General features: G+C 53.1%; 19 protein-coding genes. 1 reads left to right on the forward strand and 18 read right to left on the reverse strand.

Annotation, left to right across the window (positions count from 1 at the left end):
• Positions 1-275 precede the first annotated feature (275 nt).
• The gene (locus P1P89_13290) at positions 276-1,166 is read left to right on the forward strand and encodes a hypothetical protein (GenBank protein ID MDF1592485.1); all 891 of its coding nucleotides are present in this window, start codon (positions 276-278) and stop codon (positions 1,164-1,166) included.
• Positions 1,167-1,170: 4 nt separating this feature from the next.
• Here P1P89_13290 and P1P89_13295 read toward each other — a convergent pair whose 3' ends face one another.
• The 18 genes from P1P89_13295 to P1P89_13380 form a co-directional block, all read right to left on the reverse strand.
• Entirely contained in the window at positions 1,171-2,253 is a 1,083-nt protein-coding gene (locus P1P89_13295) for an isocitrate/isopropylmalate family dehydrogenase (GenBank protein ID MDF1592486.1), read from the reverse strand.
• A gap of 86 nt (positions 2,254-2,339) precedes the next feature.
• Positions 2,340-2,636, reverse strand: a complete 297-nt coding sequence (locus tag P1P89_13300) for a zinc-binding dehydrogenase (protein ID MDF1592487.1) — start codon at positions 2,634-2,636, stop codon at positions 2,340-2,342.
• A 63-nt stretch (positions 2,637-2,699) separates the two neighbouring features.
• Positions 2,700-3,989 carry a hypothetical protein gene (locus P1P89_13305; GenBank protein ID MDF1592488.1) on the reverse strand — a complete coding sequence of 430 codons (1,290 nt, stop codon included), beginning with the start codon at positions 3,987-3,989 and terminating at the stop codon, positions 2,700-2,702.
• A gap of 54 nt (positions 3,990-4,043) precedes the next feature.
• Complete coding sequence (locus P1P89_13310) at positions 4,044-4,337, reverse strand: hypothetical protein (GenBank protein ID MDF1592489.1); 294 nt, start codon at positions 4,335-4,337, stop codon at positions 4,044-4,046.
• Between the two features lie 36 nt (positions 4,338-4,373).
• The gene (locus P1P89_13315; GenBank protein MDF1592490.1) at positions 4,374-4,817 is read right to left on the reverse strand and encodes a hypothetical protein; all 444 of its coding nucleotides are present in this window, start codon (positions 4,815-4,817) and stop codon (positions 4,374-4,376) included.
• A gap of 137 nt (positions 4,818-4,954) precedes the next feature.
• Positions 4,955-5,932, reverse strand: coding sequence for a tripartite tricarboxylate transporter substrate binding protein (locus tag P1P89_13320; protein ID MDF1592491.1), 978 nt, complete (start codon positions 5,930-5,932; stop codon positions 4,955-4,957).
• 75 nt (positions 5,933-6,007) lie between these two features.
• Positions 6,008-7,507 (reverse strand): tripartite tricarboxylate transporter permease, encoded by a 1,500-nt coding sequence (locus P1P89_13325; GenBank protein MDF1592492.1) that lies wholly within the window; start codon positions 7,505-7,507, stop codon positions 6,008-6,010.
• A 7-nt stretch (positions 7,508-7,514) separates the two neighbouring features.
• Positions 7,515-7,988 (reverse strand): tripartite tricarboxylate transporter TctB family protein, encoded by a 474-nt coding sequence (locus P1P89_13330; protein ID MDF1592493.1) that lies wholly within the window; start codon positions 7,986-7,988, stop codon positions 7,515-7,517.
• A gap of 399 nt (positions 7,989-8,387) precedes the next feature.
• Complete coding sequence (locus P1P89_13335; GenBank protein MDF1592494.1) at positions 8,388-8,699, reverse strand: hypothetical protein; 312 nt, start codon at positions 8,697-8,699, stop codon at positions 8,388-8,390.
• Complete coding sequence (locus P1P89_13340; GenBank protein ID MDF1592495.1) at positions 8,680-9,009, reverse strand: hypothetical protein; 330 nt, start codon at positions 9,007-9,009, stop codon at positions 8,680-8,682. Before P1P89_13340 ends, P1P89_13335 begins: the two co-directional genes overlap by 20 nt.
• Before the next feature lie 78 nt (positions 9,010-9,087).
• A complete protein-coding gene (locus P1P89_13345; protein MDF1592496.1) occupies positions 9,088-9,354 on the reverse strand; it encodes a 4Fe-4S binding protein in 267 nt (88 codons plus the stop codon).
• Between the two features lie 59 nt (positions 9,355-9,413).
• On the reverse strand, positions 9,414-10,757 hold the full coding sequence (locus P1P89_13350) for an amidase (GenBank protein MDF1592497.1): 1,344 nt from the start codon (positions 10,755-10,757) through the stop codon (positions 9,414-9,416).
• A 54-nt stretch (positions 10,758-10,811) separates the two neighbouring features.
• Positions 10,812-11,474: a hypothetical protein gene (locus tag P1P89_13355; protein ID MDF1592498.1), complete on the reverse strand. Its 663-nt coding sequence runs from the start codon at positions 11,472-11,474 to the stop codon at positions 10,812-10,814.
• Positions 11,475-11,847: 373 nt separating this feature from the next.
• Positions 11,848-12,486, reverse strand: coding sequence for a hypothetical protein (locus P1P89_13360; GenBank protein MDF1592499.1), 639 nt, complete (start codon positions 12,484-12,486; stop codon positions 11,848-11,850).
• Positions 12,487-12,501: 15 nt separating this feature from the next.
• Positions 12,502-13,230: a 4Fe-4S binding protein gene (locus tag P1P89_13365; GenBank protein ID MDF1592500.1), complete on the reverse strand. Its 729-nt coding sequence runs from the start codon at positions 13,228-13,230 to the stop codon at positions 12,502-12,504.
• A 66-nt stretch (positions 13,231-13,296) separates the two neighbouring features.
• A complete protein-coding gene (locus P1P89_13370) occupies positions 13,297-13,944 on the reverse strand; it encodes a hypothetical protein (protein MDF1592501.1) in 648 nt (215 codons plus the stop codon).
• A 174-nt stretch (positions 13,945-14,118) separates the two neighbouring features.
• Complete coding sequence (locus tag P1P89_13375) at positions 14,119-14,844, reverse strand: 4Fe-4S binding protein (GenBank protein MDF1592502.1); 726 nt, start codon at positions 14,842-14,844, stop codon at positions 14,119-14,121.
• A 14-nt stretch (positions 14,845-14,858) separates the two neighbouring features.
• On the reverse strand, positions 14,859-16,106 hold the full coding sequence (locus P1P89_13380) for an FAD-dependent oxidoreductase (GenBank protein ID MDF1592503.1): 1,248 nt from the start codon (positions 16,104-16,106) through the stop codon (positions 14,859-14,861).

Here is a 16,106-nt window from a genome sequence, read left to right on the forward strand (position 1 = left end):
CATATTGGGCCAATCGTTTCGTCAAATCTTTTTCCATCCTGCCTGCCTCCGGTATTTGATGTTTTTTTCGCAGTTAGTATCAAACCGACATGTTTAATTAGCGTTAATGCGGTGGCATTAGAACAAAAGTAAATTTTCCAGTCAATCAAAACGATAGTTTTGCCACACTTTTTTTCTGCCCGGAAAGGAGAAATCTCCTGCTGGCAACTTGACCTGTCGTAACCACAGGTGGTAGTAAATCATTTTATAATCGAAACACCAACAGGAGGAATCAGATGCAGGCAGAAGTTGTGCTGATACCCGACGAGTCGAAAAAATTTATTATTCAAGCGCTGCTGGCCTTGGACATTGTCAAGTCCGCCATTAAAAGGGGTCTTGTCGTCGTTCACCCCAGCACCACCACGCTATTTCTTTATGAAGCCTTGATGGGCCGATTCCCTGATGCCGGAGAGCACTGGGTGTCCGGTATCATCCTGCCAAGGGGGTTGTGTGGATCGCGCCAGACGATTGAGCGAATGGCAACCCATGATCAGAGCATGAAAGATCCTTTGGACAATAAAAATGCATGGGTTTTTAGAAACGGCCGGTTGCAGGAAAAAATGCGCCTGGGAGACATTCTGGACCAGATGTCGGCCGATGACATTTATGTCAAAGGGCCCAATGCAATCGATCCAAAAGGAAATATCGGGGTGCTCTATGCCAATCCTGCCGGCGGCGGCGGAACCATCGGCCGTGTCATCGGCCATGCGCGAAAACGTAATTTCCATTTGCTTTTCCCTGCCGGTATCGAAAAATTGATTCCGGTACCCGTCAAACAGGCGGCCAAAAAGGCGGGGTTCAAACGGGTCGACAAGGCCATGGGAATGCCCTGCGGCATGATTCCGATAGCTGCGTCTTTAGGACAAAAGATCGATGAAATCGATGCCGTCCGGATCCTCAGCGGCGCAGAGGCCACACCGATTGCCGCCGGGGGATTGGGCGGCGCCGGCGGAGCGGTTGTTCTGGCCATCACCGGAACAAAGGCCCAGGTGAATCGCGCCGTGGACGCTGTTGAAAGCGTCAAAGGAACCCGGCTGCCGCCTCTGGATCTGCTGCAGTGCGGCATCTGCCCCAACCCCCAGTGCCACCAGCGAGGGCTGAAAGATATTCCCTGGTTGGAAATGTGAAAAATCAGTGGCCGCGTATGGCTGCGCAGATGGCTTCCCCCGTTTCTTCCGTTTTGGCGCTCCCCCCCAGGTCCGGGGTAATTTTATCCTTGAGCATGAGAACCTTTATCATTTCTGTTTCAATATCGCGGGCAGCTTGAACGGCCTGGGGATCCTGTTTTTTTTCACCCAGCCACAACAGCATCATCTGGCTGGACATGATCATGGCATACGGATTGGCGATATGCTTACCGGCAATGTCGGGAGCCGATCCATGGGTAGCCTGGGCCATGACATACTGAGGCCCCACGCAAAGCCCGGGCGCCATTCCCAATCCCCCCACCAGACCGGCGACCTCATCGGTAAGGATGTCGCCGAACATGTTCGTGGTAACGACCACATCAAAATTGTGGGGTTTCATCACCACATTCATGGCAAACGTGTCCACCACCATCGTATCAAATGTGATGTCCGGATAGTCCCGGGCCACATCCCGGCAGGAGTCCACAAATAGACCGCAGCCGATTTTGAAAACCGTGTTTTTATGAATGGCCGTCACTTTCCTTTGCTTGTTCCGCTGTCCGGCAAGTTCAAATGCCGTTTTTGCCACAAAAGTGGAATTTTTTCTGGTAATCACCCGCATCGAAAGCGCCATGTCCGGTGTGGGCATGAACTCCGCCTGGCCCTTAAACATGTTTCGGTCCGGCTGAAAGCCTTCATTGTTTTCTCTGATGATAACGATATCGACATTCTGATGCAGACACGGAACCGAGGGGTGTGATTTTGACGGTCTGATGTTGCTCATCAGATCAAACTGCCGGCGCAAAATCGGATGGGGATTCAGGGCCTTGGGATCATCTTTGGGATATGCCATGTGTCCGATGGGTCCCAATATCCAGCCGTCCAAATGGTACAGCGTATCCAGGGTCTTTTGGGGCAATGTTTCCCCGTTTTCCAGGTAGGAGGGGTAGCCGACGGGAAGTTCTAACCAATCGATTTCAATTTCCGGATATCTTGCAACGGCCGCCTTTAGCACCTCAACCGCCACCGGTACAATCTCCAAACCGATATCATCCCCTTTTAAGATTCCAATACGATACTGTGACATCTATTGTTTCCTTTTCTCCTGTTTATAATGGTTGGCAAAATACACCCGTTGCATAAACAACATGGCAAATAATCAACATTACGGCGTCATGGATACTTTAATGGCATGGTCCCGGCGCCGCCGGACATGGTCCGTCCGATAAAGGTCAATTCCTTCTGGTTGCAGATTGCGTTGAAATCGATCTTGGGTGCGCTGCTGCTGGCATAGGCCGCCCCCACCACAAAACGCCCCCGTTTTCGCAGCATCCGGGAGCCCAGCATGATTGCCTCCGCCTGTCCATGATCCACAACGAGGTCGCAGCCGAAGCCACCCGTCAATTTCATCACTTCAGCAACCACATCGTCCTTTTGGGTCAGGACCGCATGCATTTTTTCGGAAATCATTCTTCAGCCACCCTCGGCGTGCGCAGAAGCGCGACGCCGCACCCATCGTCATCGCCGCAACCGTCAGCATTCACAGGCCTGCGAAAAATAGATGCGCCGGCTGGCATGGGCGGTATTGCCGAAATTCGTGATCAGCAGGGAATGCTTTCCGGGACCGCCGGTCACCAGCAGCTTGATTGACTCCGGGGAGTCGGCCAGCGCCACTTTATCTTTATCACCTTCTCTTTCAAACCATTTCTTCCTAAGCAGCAGGATCCGCTTGCGGTTTTCCGGTGAAAATTTGTCCAGAGGAATCTGGGAATGTTCGTAAAGATAGGCCCGCACATCCGCCTTGGACCAGCCGTCGCGCGCAATCAGATCGGCATGTTCCGGGCTGAAGACCACCAGTGGCTCTCCGCCGCGCAGGGCGTTGTTGGAGCCGGGAGTGATCATCGAAGATGCAATGCTGTGAAGTACCCCTTCCGCCGAGGTGCTGCTGGCATCGTTGATGTTCATGGGGGCATCGGCGCCAACCACGGTAACGACACTGTCCTCCCGTCTAAATCCCCGATCCACATGAAACGGCTCCCAGGGACTCTCAGCCTCATTTTCAGCCACGCAGTAGCTGTATTTGCCGGGATGCCCGTGGGTGGCGCGATCCAGTTTGCCGGGGTCTGCCCCGCCGATATTCAGCAGTATGAACCGAATGGCCCGTCCCACGGTGGCATTGGCGCGATTTCCCTGGCCGAAAACGTTCTCCGTGCAGTTAAAACCCAGGCGCGTGATGACCGGACCATTTAAGATCAGCAGCGGCGCGATGGCATTGGTGGTGGACTGCACCGCCTGGATGTTGAAAGCCGGCGTCATCATCGCACGCACCGCTGTCAGCACCACGGGAAGATAGCTTGGAAGACAACCGGCCATTACCATGGCAACGGCGCAGCGCTCCACGGTTGCTTCGCCGTTCAGGTGCGGGATTTTTCCCAGAACCTCGAATGGATCGCCCGAGTACTGCTTTAGAACCTGATGGACCCTTTTAGGCGTGGGCGGGATAATCGGCAGTCCGTCGGCCCACCCCTGCCGGGAAAAATAATCATAGATAACTTCCAGATCGTCTTCCAGATCGATGCTGTCGCCGAATGCCGGCGGCGCAGCGGCCATCTCGGCATCCGAAGCCTCCGGTGGCGGCGGTGTTAAAAGCGCCTTCTGTAACTCGGGCAACACCTGTGATGCCATGGCCGCCACTTCATCTTCCCGGCGGCCGCTGATGGGATGGGGGATGGACACGAGGGGGAGCTGTGCAGCCTTTAACGCATTGGCTTTTTCCCTGGCAAAACTTTCAAAGCGATCGGTACACACCGTCACCGTCGGCACACCCAGGCGCTCCAGTTGAACGGCGTCGTGGATACTCCACGGCGTGCAGGAGCCTCAGTCGGGTACCGCATTAATGACCGCGTCACATTCCCGCTGTAACTCATCGAGCAGGCTTTGCCCGGCCGGACTGCTGGAATCATGCTTGCGACGATGCAGGACGCTGGAAAGTTTGTAATGGTCCTGCAGTCGTCCGGCAAGCTGCTGTAAAAACCGGTCCGCATTCGGCTTGGTGTTGTCCAGAAAACCCAGCCGCAGCCCGACTACCTGCTTCGGTCTGTCCGAATACGCAACCGGCGGCGTCGGATCTTCAGGTGCTGTGACCCGTGGAACTTTTATGGCTATTTTCATTAAAAAACCGGGTATATGACGTTTGATTTTACATAATTATTTTTTCTTTTTCTCTTTTTTTTCTTCTTGAAAAAAAACAACGCTGTGGGCCAGTGGCGTAAAATCAGTGTCGGTTACCTCGATCTTATAGGCCCCGCCGGTGATAAATCCCTTGCTGACATAACGACCGGCGCTCCAGGTGCTTGCAAAGGAACCGGTATCATCCGCCTTGGGCGGCGGTTTCAACGCATACCCGATATCGGACGGAAAACCGTCCGCCGTGGTAAACAGAATAAACACTTCCTGGCCGGGCTTAAAGCCCGTGCCCATGATGACGACTTCTGAATTCTTGCTCATTTTTACCAAAGGAGTCGCCAAGATAATTGTGGGCCCCATTTCGGCCGCAATACAGTCGCGCGGCCCTATGATTTTTGAGCCTGTCAAGCCCATCAGTCCAAAAATAAAAATGACAGCAGTTATGTAACCAATGAATTTCTTCATGTGAACCTCCTCGAATGTCATGTAATTTGCTTTGAGACCTTTTGCAGCTTACAGCAGTCAGCCGATTTCCATATCGGTCTCAAATTGGAATCCTTCTGAACTCCACTTCAGGTCCGGTTGTAAAATCCATCAATGCATTATTTCTTTTTCCGAATTCCCATTTTTTCGATAATTTCGCCATACGCTTTATACTGTTTTTGATTATTGTTATGAAACTGCTCCGGCGTCAAATATCCATCGGAAAGCTGGCTCCTCTCCGTGTACTTTACGAACTCCGGATCCTGCATGGCCGTCTTGACGAGCTGGTTCATTATCATGATCCTGTCATCAGGTGTTCCCGGAGGTGCAACAATTCCCCGCCACAACACGCCCTCAATGTCATACCCCTGCTCTTTCAGTGTGGGAACATTCGGAAGGCCCGGCAGGCGTTCGGGGGTGGCGATGCTGATCAGACGGATTTGACCGGATTCGACCTGAGGCGCCACCTCGGACGGATTGCCGAACAACACTTGGACATGGCCACCCAGCAGTGCCGTCATGGCTTCGCCGCCGCCGGAAAATGGCACATAATCATATTTTTCGATCCCGGCTGCCTTGAACAGCTGATAACACAGCAGACTGTCCAGGTTTCCGAGAAATGCCCCCGCAAATTTTATGCCACCGGGGTCCGCTTTCTTTGCCTCAATCGCATCTTTTGCGTTTTTATATGGTGAGTCTCCTCTGACCATTAATACTTCCGGATCCAACTGAACCCGAATCAACCCCTTGAAATCAGCCACGCTCAGGCGGGTGCCAGCCACGTGGGGGGTAATAATACCGGAAAGGGTCACTATCAGCAACTGATGTCCGTCCGGTTTCATTTTTTCCGCATATTCCATGGCAACCGCCCCGGACCCGCCGGGTTTATTTACAATAATGACGCGCTGTCCGGCAATTTTGCTTAACGGTCTTTGCAGGTTGCGGCCCAGAACATCTCCGCCGCCGCCCGGGCTGGACCATGTGACAAGTGAAATCGGTTTGTTGGGAAAGGCCTTGACCGATGCGGGAGTGACCACAAAAACTCCCACTACGAGCAACACGACCAACAGGTTCATACCCTTCATTCCTCTTCGCATAGTTTCCTCCTTTGTTAAGGTTAACGATGTCGTAACGAAACCTCTTTGTTAAGGTAAGCCCGCAACTTTTCACCCCTATGCCGAAACGTTTTTCCGTGTCCGCATGAAATCTCTGAAGAACCGGATCAACGGTACGATAAACGTCAATGCAGCCAATACCAGTAATACCAGGGAGATGGGACGCTGCACAAAAACAGCCAGGCTGTCATTGGATATGATCAAAGAACGCCGAAAGGATATCTCCACCATCGGCCCCAGGACAAATCCCAGCACGCAGGCCGCCGGTGAAAAATCATAGCGGTGCATCAGATATCCTATGAGTCCAAAGGCCAGGGCGGTGCCCACATTGAACAGGCTGGCGTTATGGGTGTACATTCCCACGAACACCAGGGCCATGATGCACCCCAACAGAATCGGTTTCGGCACGGACACCAGCTTAATTAGCGGGCGAATGCTTGCAAGCCCCATGGCCAGCATCATAAAAGTGGCAATAAAGAGGGCAACAAATAGACCATACACAATTTCGGGATTTTTAATAAACAGCATGGGGCCCGGCGTAACACCGTGCAGCATGAGTGCCGCGATCATGATGGCTGCGGACCCCGATCCAGGAATGCCGAACGCCAGCAGCGGAACCATGGCCCCTGAAATCGCTGAATTATTGGCAGTCTCGGGAGCGGCCACACCCTCATATGATCCTTTGCCGAACATGTCCGGGTGTTTCGACCAGCGTTTAGCCTCACTGTATGCCACCAGGCTGGCGATGGTAGCTCCGGCGCCCGGAAGCGCGCCGATAAACAGCCCCAGCAAAGACGTCCAGGATATCAAGGGCAACAGCTTTTTAAATTCACCCCAAGTCACCAGCTTTGTCGATATCGATCCTTTAAATTTTGTAATGGGACGGGCATCGCGGGCTTGAATGAAAATTTCCGAAACCGCCAGCAAACCGACCAATACGGCAACGGTTTCAAACCCGTCAACCAGATGAGACACCCCGAAACCAAAGCGCAAGGTACCGCTTAAAGGATCCAAACCCACCGTGGCAAAGGCAACCCCCAGTGCCGACGACACCAGAGCCTTGATCACACTTTTTTCACCCAGACTGGAAACCAGGGTTAAGCCAAAAACGGCCAGGGCAAAAAATTCAGGTGGTCCAAAAGCCAGTGCTATTCGCGAAAGCGGTATAACCATGACGATCAGCAGACTGTTTCCGATAAGTTGTCCCACGAAACCGCCATATAGAGAAATACTGAGGGCTTTCCCCCCCTTGCCCTGCTGGTGGAGCGGATACCCGTCAAACGTCGTCACCAGTGCGGCCGATGTTCCAGGAGTTCGGATCAAAATCGCCGGCACGGAATGGCTGTACTCGGCTGAAACATAAATAGCGGCCAGCATCATCAATGCACCGCTGGGCGGCATGCTCCAGGTTAGTGGAAGGATCAGCGCCATAGCCGTACTGGCCTGTATCCCCGGCAGGGCCCCCCCGATAAATCCCCATACACTCCCAAGAACCATCAGGCCCAGGCTCTGCCAGCTGATGGCTTCTCGAAATCCTAGCAGCAAGTTTTCAACCATAATTCATCTACTCCAAAAATGCTTCCAGTAAACCGAGCGGCACCGGCAATTCAAAAAGTTGGAAAAACACCAGATACAATATAAGGGTCGTACCCAGTGAAACCGTAAGGATTTTGACTGTTTCTCTGCTGTGGTTCACAACCATCGTCCCCCCGATCAGGAATGGTACGGACAGGAACCCGATCATCGACCACACCGCCAGCGATAAAAAAGAGACCATCACTGTCCCGTAAAACGCTTGGCGATCCGCCTGTTCCGGCTCTTCGAATTCTTTTTGAATCGACCCGGTAGTAACCGTTACGATCATGAGCAGCAGGGAGAGTATCGCTATGAGCGCTGCTAGAAGTTTGGGGACAAACTTGGTGCTGACCAGCTGGATTTGCGCCCCGGGATCAATCATAATCGTAAAGTACATATAGATCGCGGCAAACAGAAAACAGACGACGCCGCAGGTAAGGTTGACTCTCTGTCTGGTATTCATATAAACCTCGTCTTATTTGTCCGGAACCAAACGGAGGAGAACACCGCATCTCTTTTCGTGGTGACCGGTTCCAAAAACAAAAAATTTTCCAAAGCAAATGTTTTCGACTACAAGTAGCAACAATCGACCGGTTGATTGAAATTGAAAAACCTTGCCGTAACGCCCCTGGCGGGATTCGACCGTAAGGAATTTACATATAGTTTTTATATTTGCTATCCCAGTCAACGCCATCGGGTGCGACCGGCGCAAGTCAACAGATTGAAATAGTCCAGATGCACCGCCTTGGTGGGAATGCGGTTGGGTTGTGGATTATCATTGATGCAGCGGCAATCACCGGACTTTATTTATCACTTAATCCGTCGACAATCGTTTGTCAAGTATCTTTGCCGTTTCCGAATTTTAAACCGCCGTCAACTTCCGCAGCAGCTTTTCAGCCCGATAGGTGTTGAAAACGCCGCAATCGCACATCCGGGACAATTCCCGGGCTGCCTTTTCGCAGGTAGTGGCCCCTTCCCTTATTTCCAGAATCAAATGGTCGATCAAATGCGCAGACACCATGGCATGCCCGCACATGGTGTGGATTTCAAGAACCGTTTCTTCAGGAAGCCGCCCGGTTTTCCCATGAATCCCCAGAGACTGATTGACCGTATGGGGTGACAGACCAACCTCATTGCAGATTTTTCCGGTCTCGTCATATAGTCCGGAAACCACCACCGAAATGCCGGTCTTTAAGCTCCTGCAGACAGGCCTTGAGCCTGTCGCGATCCTTGAAAACAGCATGGGCGATCCGGCTGTTGGCTTTTTTCAATTTTTCCATATCGTAGAGTCTATCCGCACTTCGATCGGGATTGTGATTTCCGAAATTACACAAATCGTTTTGATAATGAGAAATGACGTCCCAGATCTGCCGCATTTTTTCTTCGGACCCGTCACGGTTAAACCCCCGGGCCGTAAAAATGAGCAGGACATAATCCTCGTGCAGGTCCGCGACACTTCCCAGTCGGTGCAGTGTGTGTGTCATCTCAGTTCTCCTCTGCCAGGGGTCTGCCAAGGCCGACATTGGTCTTGGTATTGGGCCGCGGCACAAATCCGGCCGCTGTTACAATTGCATCGGTGGGAAAGGATGGCGCGCATGGGGATTGCTGAAATACAGCCGGACCGACCGCGGCCATTTCAACTCCGGCATGTATATCGCGTCAACCGGACAGACCCTGGCCCTGTCCCGACAGACATCACATTCGACACATTCCTCCTGGTCGATCTCGGCCACGGGTTCCCCGGCATGATCGATTGTTTTGATCGCAGCCACCGGACAATAGGGGTAACATTGTTCACAGACGATACATTTTTCCTGATCAATTTTCATCTAAGGGGTCCTCTGTCTAAAACCAACATTTCCATCCGGCACTTTCAGGCAACGATATGCTAAACCGGACGCTGTTTGAATCCCAACACCTGTTCACACCAGGCGGCAACCGACAGCAGATGCGCTTCCGCCAGGGGCAACGCCGCCATCTGGATGGCAAACGGGAGTCCGCTTGAGTCTAGTCCGGACGGGATGGACATTGCCGGAAACCCGGTAAATGTCCACGGCCGGTTAAAGACGCTCGAACCTGTGGAGGATAGCCCTTCCGGCGCAGTGGTTGAAGCCACCGGCATGATGACCGCGTCCACCGGGGACAGGATAGCGCTCATCTTTTTCTGAAATAGAAGCCGGCGGCGAATCGCCTCGACATACTGGTGTGCCGGAACGCTAAAACCTTTTTCAATCCGGGCTTTGATTTTCGGTGGAAATTGTTCTCCATGGGTGCTAAAAAGCGGCCGGTGGTAAGCGGACAGTTCCGCACCTTTTATTGTGCTCCACCCCTCAATCAGCAACCCGAAATCATCCGGCAGGTTTAATTCCACAATCCTCGCGCCGGCCTTTTTAAATGCTTCCATCGCCGTTGCCAGATTCCGGAGAACATCAGCGGCGGTTTCTTTTTCGAAAAAATCGCGGATGTAGCCCAGGGCGGGGGGGTCTTGCGGATCGCGCCGGGCCGGTCTATGAAAAGCAATCGGTATCCGGGCAAACGGCAGCGGTTTTTTTTCCTTCAGGTTCCGCCAGACAATCTCCGCATCCGCCACACAGCGTGCGTGCACGCCCACGGTATCAAAGCTCCAGGTATTGGGCATAACGCCTTGGACGCTGATATGGCCGTAGGTCGGCTTAAAACCGACGATGCCGGTATAAGCGGCCGGCCGCAGCAGGGATCCTCCGGTCTGGGTGCCCAGGGCTGCCGGGCACATACGGTCGGCAACAGCCGCACCCGAACCGCTGCTGGATCCCCCGGGGGTATGTTTGGGATTCCAGGGATTGCGCGTGACAGTGGGATCGTTGTTTGCAAACGGGGTTGTTTCCGTCTTTCCTAGAATGATTGCGCCGGCTGCCTTCAGCCGCTGGACAGACGGGGCATCGACTTCGGCCACACGTGCGGGATAAATAGCGGTGCCGGCGCGCGTCCACATGCCCTGGACATCGATGATGTCCTTTACGCCCACGGGGATGCCGTGCAGGTCCCCCCGCCACTTTCCGGCCCGCGCCTCCCGGTCGCATCGGCGCGCTTCTTCAAGGGCCTGCGCTTCATATACTTCCACCCAGGCACGGATGGTACTGTCCCGTTCGTGGATTCGTTCAAGGCACGATTCCACAAGTTTCCGTGCTGTAAGTTCACCCGTGCGCATCCGGTATGTTGCTGCGCCGATGGTCAAGTCCCTGGGATCTGTCATCATTGTCTCGTTGATATGTCTGTTTAAGCTTTTGGTAATACCTGTCGACAGGTTCTACATGACGCCCGACGGTTCCAATGCGGCATCAGGGTCAGGTTCGTTTGACAGTTGCGCCAGAAGCACCTGGCATCGGTCAATATTGAAAATACCGCAAGGACAAGGTCGGGCCAGAAAACGTGCGCCTTCTTGGGGTGTCATTTTCCCGGTGCGTACTTTTTTCATTACGGCGGCGGCCAATCGTGATGACACCAATCCGTGACCGCACATGGTGGTAATCTCCATGACATTTTCTTGGGGAAGCAGCGCCCGCTTTCCATGGACGCCGAGAGACAGAAAAGCGGTGTGCGGCCTTATATCTATCTCCTTGGCGATCTTGACAATCTCGTCGATTAAACCGCTGACCACCAGGGAAATCCCCGTATCCGCCGCCTTGTACTTAAGCAGAAAAGATTTCAGCACCTTTGGATCTGAAAAACAGCCGCTGACGCCGTAGGCGTTCTCCAGGCCCTCCGCATATGCTACGGCGCTAAGCCCGGGCTTCAGGCTTTTTTCCGAGTGGCCGAAATTGACTGCTTTTTCAGAAATCATGATGTTGAAAATTTTTCGCAGTTTGGCGCCGCACCCCTCCCGGTTTACCCAGCGGGAAGATCTGGCATAAAAGGTGTAATCGTTTTGAAGATTTTCAACTGTCCCATATCGGTGTAATGAGTGGCTCATGCCGGCCTCCTTATGCATCGACAATGGCGAATGATTTTAACTTTTTGATTAGATCGGAATGTCCGCTTCGCTGACTTTTTCATGATCCGCAAGACGAGCAGACGACCCCATAAGTAGATTGTCGACAATCGTTTGTCAAACTTTTTTTTGGGGGACGCTCCCATCTTAAGATTTTTGAGTATCGGACAGGTCCTGTCAAACCGTTTTTTAGAATCGCCGATGCGTTCAGGCCCGTTGCCGCAAATGCGTTGTTTTCTTGATGGAATGAAGGAAGAACGATGAATGGTTGGTCGGGAAGCGATTGGCTTTTTCAGGATCGAAACATCCTTACCCTGCAGCGGCCGCTGCAGGGTAAAGACGTGACCGCGAACGTTCAGGTCGACAGATCCGTTTCCGGCAGGCTTTTTTTGATGATATCCGCGCACCGGACCTGATTGAAAATGCCGCAGTAGCAGTATGTCGCCAGTTTTAAAGCGCCCTCTTCCGGTGTCCACTTGCCTTTTTGAACGCGTTTCATCACATGCTTGACGAATTTAGGTGAAATCATGTGGTGGCCGCACATGGTGGTAATGGACAGGGTGGTTTCATCGGGCAGATTTTCTTTTTTACCCCACACACCCAGGGAATAATTGATGGAGTGAGGGGTTGCTTCGGCTTCCTTGCAGGCCGGGATGACTTCGGACAGGACCCCGGCGATAACGACCGACATCCCCAGGTCCTTGGCCTTGATCTGTTTTAAAAACTCAACCACCTGCTCTCTTTTGGTAAAAACGCCCCGGATCCGCGATTTGTCGGACAGATTATTCCTGATTTCATCAACGGAACACAGGACCGTGGGCCCGGTCTTGACGTCGCCCCAGTTTTCCGACCCCACCGCTTCGGCAACGGCAATGAACTCGAGGGCCTTGGGCTTGATATTTTTATCGTTTACCCCTTTGGTCTGATACATGAACCAGACAAAGTCTTTTTTCTGTGATTCAATGTCACCTGATCGGTGTAGTGAATGTGTCATGTTGTTCTCCTATTTCTATGCTGTCGACAGCGGTTTGCCCAACCCCGGATTTACCTTTCCCCGATGGGGTTGCGGGATTCCCAGTTCATCCAGGTATTCCAGCGCCTTGCAGTGCCCGTCCGGGTCCACCCGGCTGATAAGTCCCAGGGAAAATACCGTATCGATTTCGTGTTGAACCTTCATCAGTGCTTTCAGGACATCTTTTATCTTTTCTTCTTCACAGCGGCCCTCCACAATAACCGAAAGCAGCCGATAATTTAAGCATTCATCAATCAGCTTTCCGGTATTTAGATCGGGCATCAGGGCCGCCAGGGGGGTCTCCTCCTGGGGCGCCAGCTTAAAGCCGGCTTTGGCGCAGGCCATTGCCACCTTTTCGGCATCCCGCAGGTACACCCCCATACCGGGACGTCCCATGTCGATGGACAGACCGACCTCGCCTTTTTTAACACGCCCGGAAACATCGTTGGTCTTAACCTCTTCGGTTCCCCGGCCGGTAACGCCGGTCACACCGTGCGTTTCAACCGGATCGCTCAGGACATGCTGGAATTGTTTATAAAATCCGGCAAGGTCCTGGGTTTCAATGGCCCCTTCGTGGCAGATCTTCATCCGGAAGCAGACATAGCATTCGGTGCACAATTCAGGATCGATTTTACATTTTTTATCCTTGAAATGGATGGCGTCGACCGTGCATATGGTTTGGCAGCTCCGGCAGCCGATACATTTTTCCTGATCGATGACTGGCATTACTTCTCCTCTCTTTCACACTGTTACAAAAAATGGTCTTTACTTTCAATTACAATCGGTCTTGGGCTACCGCCGCGCCACCGTATAGAGCGGTGTCAGTTCTTCCAGCAATTCCGCCGACCGATGGGGATTATAAATGCCGCAGGCGCAGGGTTTTGCCAGAACGAGGCTGCCGTCCCAGGAACTGATTTTTCCGCTGTTTATCCTGCGAATCACGTCCCGAACCAGCAGCGGCGACACCATACCATGACCGCACATGGTTGTAAACTGCCGGATGTCCGGCGGCGGCAGGCGGTCCGTTCCACCGTGAACCCCCAATGAAATATTAATCGTATGGGGATCCAGACCGATCTCCAATGCGATTTCCCGCACACGGTCGATCAGGCCGCTGACAACAATGGAAATCCCTTCATCTGCGGCCTTAAATCCTTTGAGGGCTTCCTTTATTCCCTCTCTGTTGTTAAAAACAGAGAATACCCGACTACCCTCTTTGATGCTGTCCAGCACCTCCTCCGGCCGAACCCCGCTGTAAAGGTTGTGCCGCAGGGTCGTGGCAATCATATTGACCGGTCCGGCCTGATAGACAATTTCCACCAGGCGGCGTACCTTTGGGGCGCATCCTTTGTAATTAAACCCCCGGGCCGGATAAATAAACAGGGCGTAATCCCTTTCAAGCGAATCGATGGTTCCTTCTCTATGCAAACTGTGTGTCATTATATTCCCTTAAGCCGGAAAAGCCGGAATGATTAAAGGTTTCAAGTTTCGCGATTGTCGTTTCGCGATTGTTGATTGATGATTATTTCCTCAATCGCCAATCATCAATCATCAATATTTTTATGACCTTCTCCATTTATACCCGCTTTTGCGTGTATGTTGCTGATAAGGGGTCTAGTCCGAGGCCCTTCCTAAACCCATGTTAATTTTTGCGTTGGGTCGCCAGGTAAAACCTTCTGCTTCGACGATATCCAATAATTTCCGGGGAATCGTCAGCCCGGGTTCCAGGGTCGTAAATACATCCAGGGTAAAAACGCTGTCCACCTCATTGGCGACCGCTTTAATGGTCCTGAGCACATCCGGCAGACGCTCCGGCGTGACTTGGAGTTCAATAATCGCGCTGAGGACCCTTTCATTCAGCATCTCGACTTTCAGATCACCGGTGGCCGGATCGGCGATCATGGAGTGAATCGGATTTTGCGGTTCTATTTCGGTAATACCGCTGCGCGCAAGGGCGCGCGTAATTCGTTGAATGTCCGCTAATCCCATGCCCAGCGTGGGCCGCCCCACTTCAATGGCGACGCCGAATTCCCCCGGGCCGCAGCGCTCGGTGACATCATTGGTCTTGGACTCCTCGGTGCCGCGTCCTTCAATGCCGGTAACGGCATGGGTGGCGCAGGGGTCGCTGAAATATTTCCGCAGCGCCCGTGGGTACTGGTATACCTGGGGCGAATCATGGATGGCATCCACCGGGCAGATCGCCACCCGCAGGCAGTTTCCGCACTCATAGCAGGCATCCTGCTCCACCACACTTTTCATATCTTCAAAAGCAATCGCACCGGCGGGACAGTAAGGCTGACAGCGGCCGCACCCCACACAAACCTCTTTATAAATAATCATAACGCGTTAACCCTTTATTTAAATAATGCCCGTCGTTTGGGTCTGGAACATCGTATCGAAATCTGCCGAAGCGCCCGGGACATTGGTTTCAGCAGGTCTTCGTCAGTTATATCCATCTCCACACCCGCATTCATGGCGGCGTGCAAAACACCGGCCCCGGAAATATCGCCCACCAGCGCGCCGCCGACAATCCGCCCGTTTTTCAGGAAAAGTTCGCGACAAATGCCTTCCCCGGGACGCGAATACACGACCGCTTCCGCTCCCATTACCGGCGCTCCCAGAACGACCAGGGACAGGCCGTCTAAATTCATGCTGTTGACCCGTGAAAAAGCGTTTAATTGCACCGGATCCTTTGCATAACAGTTTCTCCCGGCGAGCTTTCCCTGGGTAATCGCCTGGGGCCATGTCCACGGCGTAAAATTGCCATCCCTCTGAATTGTCACGGCATCGCCGGCGGCAAAAATATGTGGATCGCTCGTTTGCAAAGCGGGGGTTACCGCCAGTTCCCCCTTTACCAGCAAATCGGAATCCTTCAGGAATTGCACATCCGGGACCGAGCCGGCCGCCACCAGCAGCGTTCCGCAGGGAATGCCTTTCGCGCCGACCTGAACCGCCTTCAGTTCTCCACCCTGCACCTGTATGTCTTCAACCGAATGCCCTGTGATGATCCGGATATTTTTCCGCTCCAGGTGGGCTTTGACCAAAGCGGCTGCCCGGGGTGATAATGCCTGGGGCAGCAACTGATCTTCTTTTTCAACCAGCGTTACCGAAAGCTCCGGCCGTGCCATGTGCGCCGCTGTTTTCACCCCCACCAGGCCACCCCCGAGGATAACGATATGGGAATGATCCGGCAACCATTTTTGAACCACCCGGGCGGAGGCAAGATTGCGTATGGGAAAAATCCCGTCGCAGGAACTGCGGGCACAAATGCCGGGAACGATCGGACGGCCCCCCGGCGCCAGTATCAGCCGCTCATAGGCGGTCTTTTCCCCGTTTTCTAAAATGACCCGCTGATTGGATCGATCAAGGGACGCCACCCGCAGACCCGACCGGACGACAAGTTTCGGATCATTTTCCGGCTTCCAGAAAAACAACTTGCTCTGGGCAAGGGTCCGCACCATGAATTGGGGCAACAGGGTTCGAAAATACCCGACTTCCGCTTCGGCATCGATCAGGGTAACCGTCTTTTGGGGCCAATGCTGCCGGCAGCTGAAAGCGGCCTGCATGCCGGCAACCCCTGCGCCGATGATCACGCAATCCAT

Source organism: Desulfobacterales bacterium (assembly GCA_029211065.1).
Lineage (GTDB): Bacteria > Desulfobacterota > Desulfobacteria > Desulfobacterales > JARGFK01 > JARGFK01.

What these genes read in the sequence shown, in the direction of transcription:
- P1P89_13345 (MDF1592496.1), bottom strand. Translation starts at nt 9,354, where the DNA reads ATGAAAATTGATCAGGAAAAATGTATCGTCTGTGAACAATGTTACCCC.
- P1P89_13365 (MDF1592500.1), bottom strand. Translation starts at nt 13,230, where the DNA reads ATGCCAGTCATCGATCAGGAAAAATGTATCGGCTGCCGGAGCTGCCAA.
- P1P89_13375 (MDF1592502.1), bottom strand. Translation starts at nt 14,844, where the DNA reads ATGATTATTTATAAAGAGGTTTGTGTGGGGTGCGGCCGCTGTCAGCCT.
- P1P89_13290 (MDF1592485.1), top strand. Translation starts at nt 276, where the DNA reads ATGCAGGCAGAAGTTGTGCTGATACCCGACGAGTCGAAAAAATTTATT.
- P1P89_13315 (MDF1592490.1), bottom strand. Translation starts at nt 4,817, where the DNA reads ATGAAGAAATTCATTGGTTACATAACTGCTGTCATTTTTATTTTTGGA.
- P1P89_13325 (MDF1592492.1), bottom strand. Translation starts at nt 7,507, where the DNA reads ATGGTTGAAAACTTGCTGCTAGGATTTCGAGAAGCCATCAGCTGGCAG.
- P1P89_13370 (MDF1592501.1), bottom strand. Translation starts at nt 13,944, where the DNA reads ATGACACACAGTTTGCATAGAGAAGGAACCATCGATTCGCTTGAAAGG.
- P1P89_13330 (MDF1592493.1), bottom strand. Translation starts at nt 7,988, where the DNA reads ATGAATACCAGACAGAGAGTCAACCTTACCTGCGGCGTCGTCTGTTTT.
- P1P89_13360 (MDF1592499.1), bottom strand. Translation starts at nt 12,486, where the DNA reads ATGACACATTCACTACACCGATCAGGTGACATTGAATCACAGAAAAAA.
- P1P89_13350 (MDF1592497.1), bottom strand. Translation starts at nt 10,757, where the DNA reads ATGACAGATCCCAGGGACTTGACCATCGGCGCAGCAACATACCGGATG.
- P1P89_13380 (MDF1592503.1), bottom strand. Translation starts at nt 16,106, where the DNA reads ATGGATTGCGTGATCATCGGCGCAGGGGTTGCCGGCATGCAGGCCGCT.
- P1P89_13310 (MDF1592489.1), bottom strand. Translation starts at nt 4,337, where the DNA reads ATGAAAATAGCCATAAAAGTTCCACGGGTCACAGCACCTGAAGATCCG.
- P1P89_13300 (MDF1592487.1), bottom strand. Translation starts at nt 2,636, where the DNA reads ATGATTTCCGAAAAAATGCATGCGGTCCTGACCCAAAAGGACGATGTG.
- P1P89_13295 (MDF1592486.1), bottom strand. Translation starts at nt 2,253, where the DNA reads ATGTCACAGTATCGTATTGGAATCTTAAAAGGGGATGATATCGGTTTG.
- P1P89_13355 (MDF1592498.1), bottom strand. Translation starts at nt 11,474, where the DNA reads ATGAGCCACTCATTACACCGATATGGGACAGTTGAAAATCTTCAAAAC.
- P1P89_13340 (MDF1592495.1), bottom strand. Translation starts at nt 9,009, where the DNA reads ATGACACACACACTGCACCGACTGGGAAGTGTCGCGGACCTGCACGAG.
- P1P89_13320 (MDF1592491.1), bottom strand. Translation starts at nt 5,932, where the DNA reads ATGCGAAGAGGAATGAAGGGTATGAACCTGTTGGTCGTGTTGCTCGTA.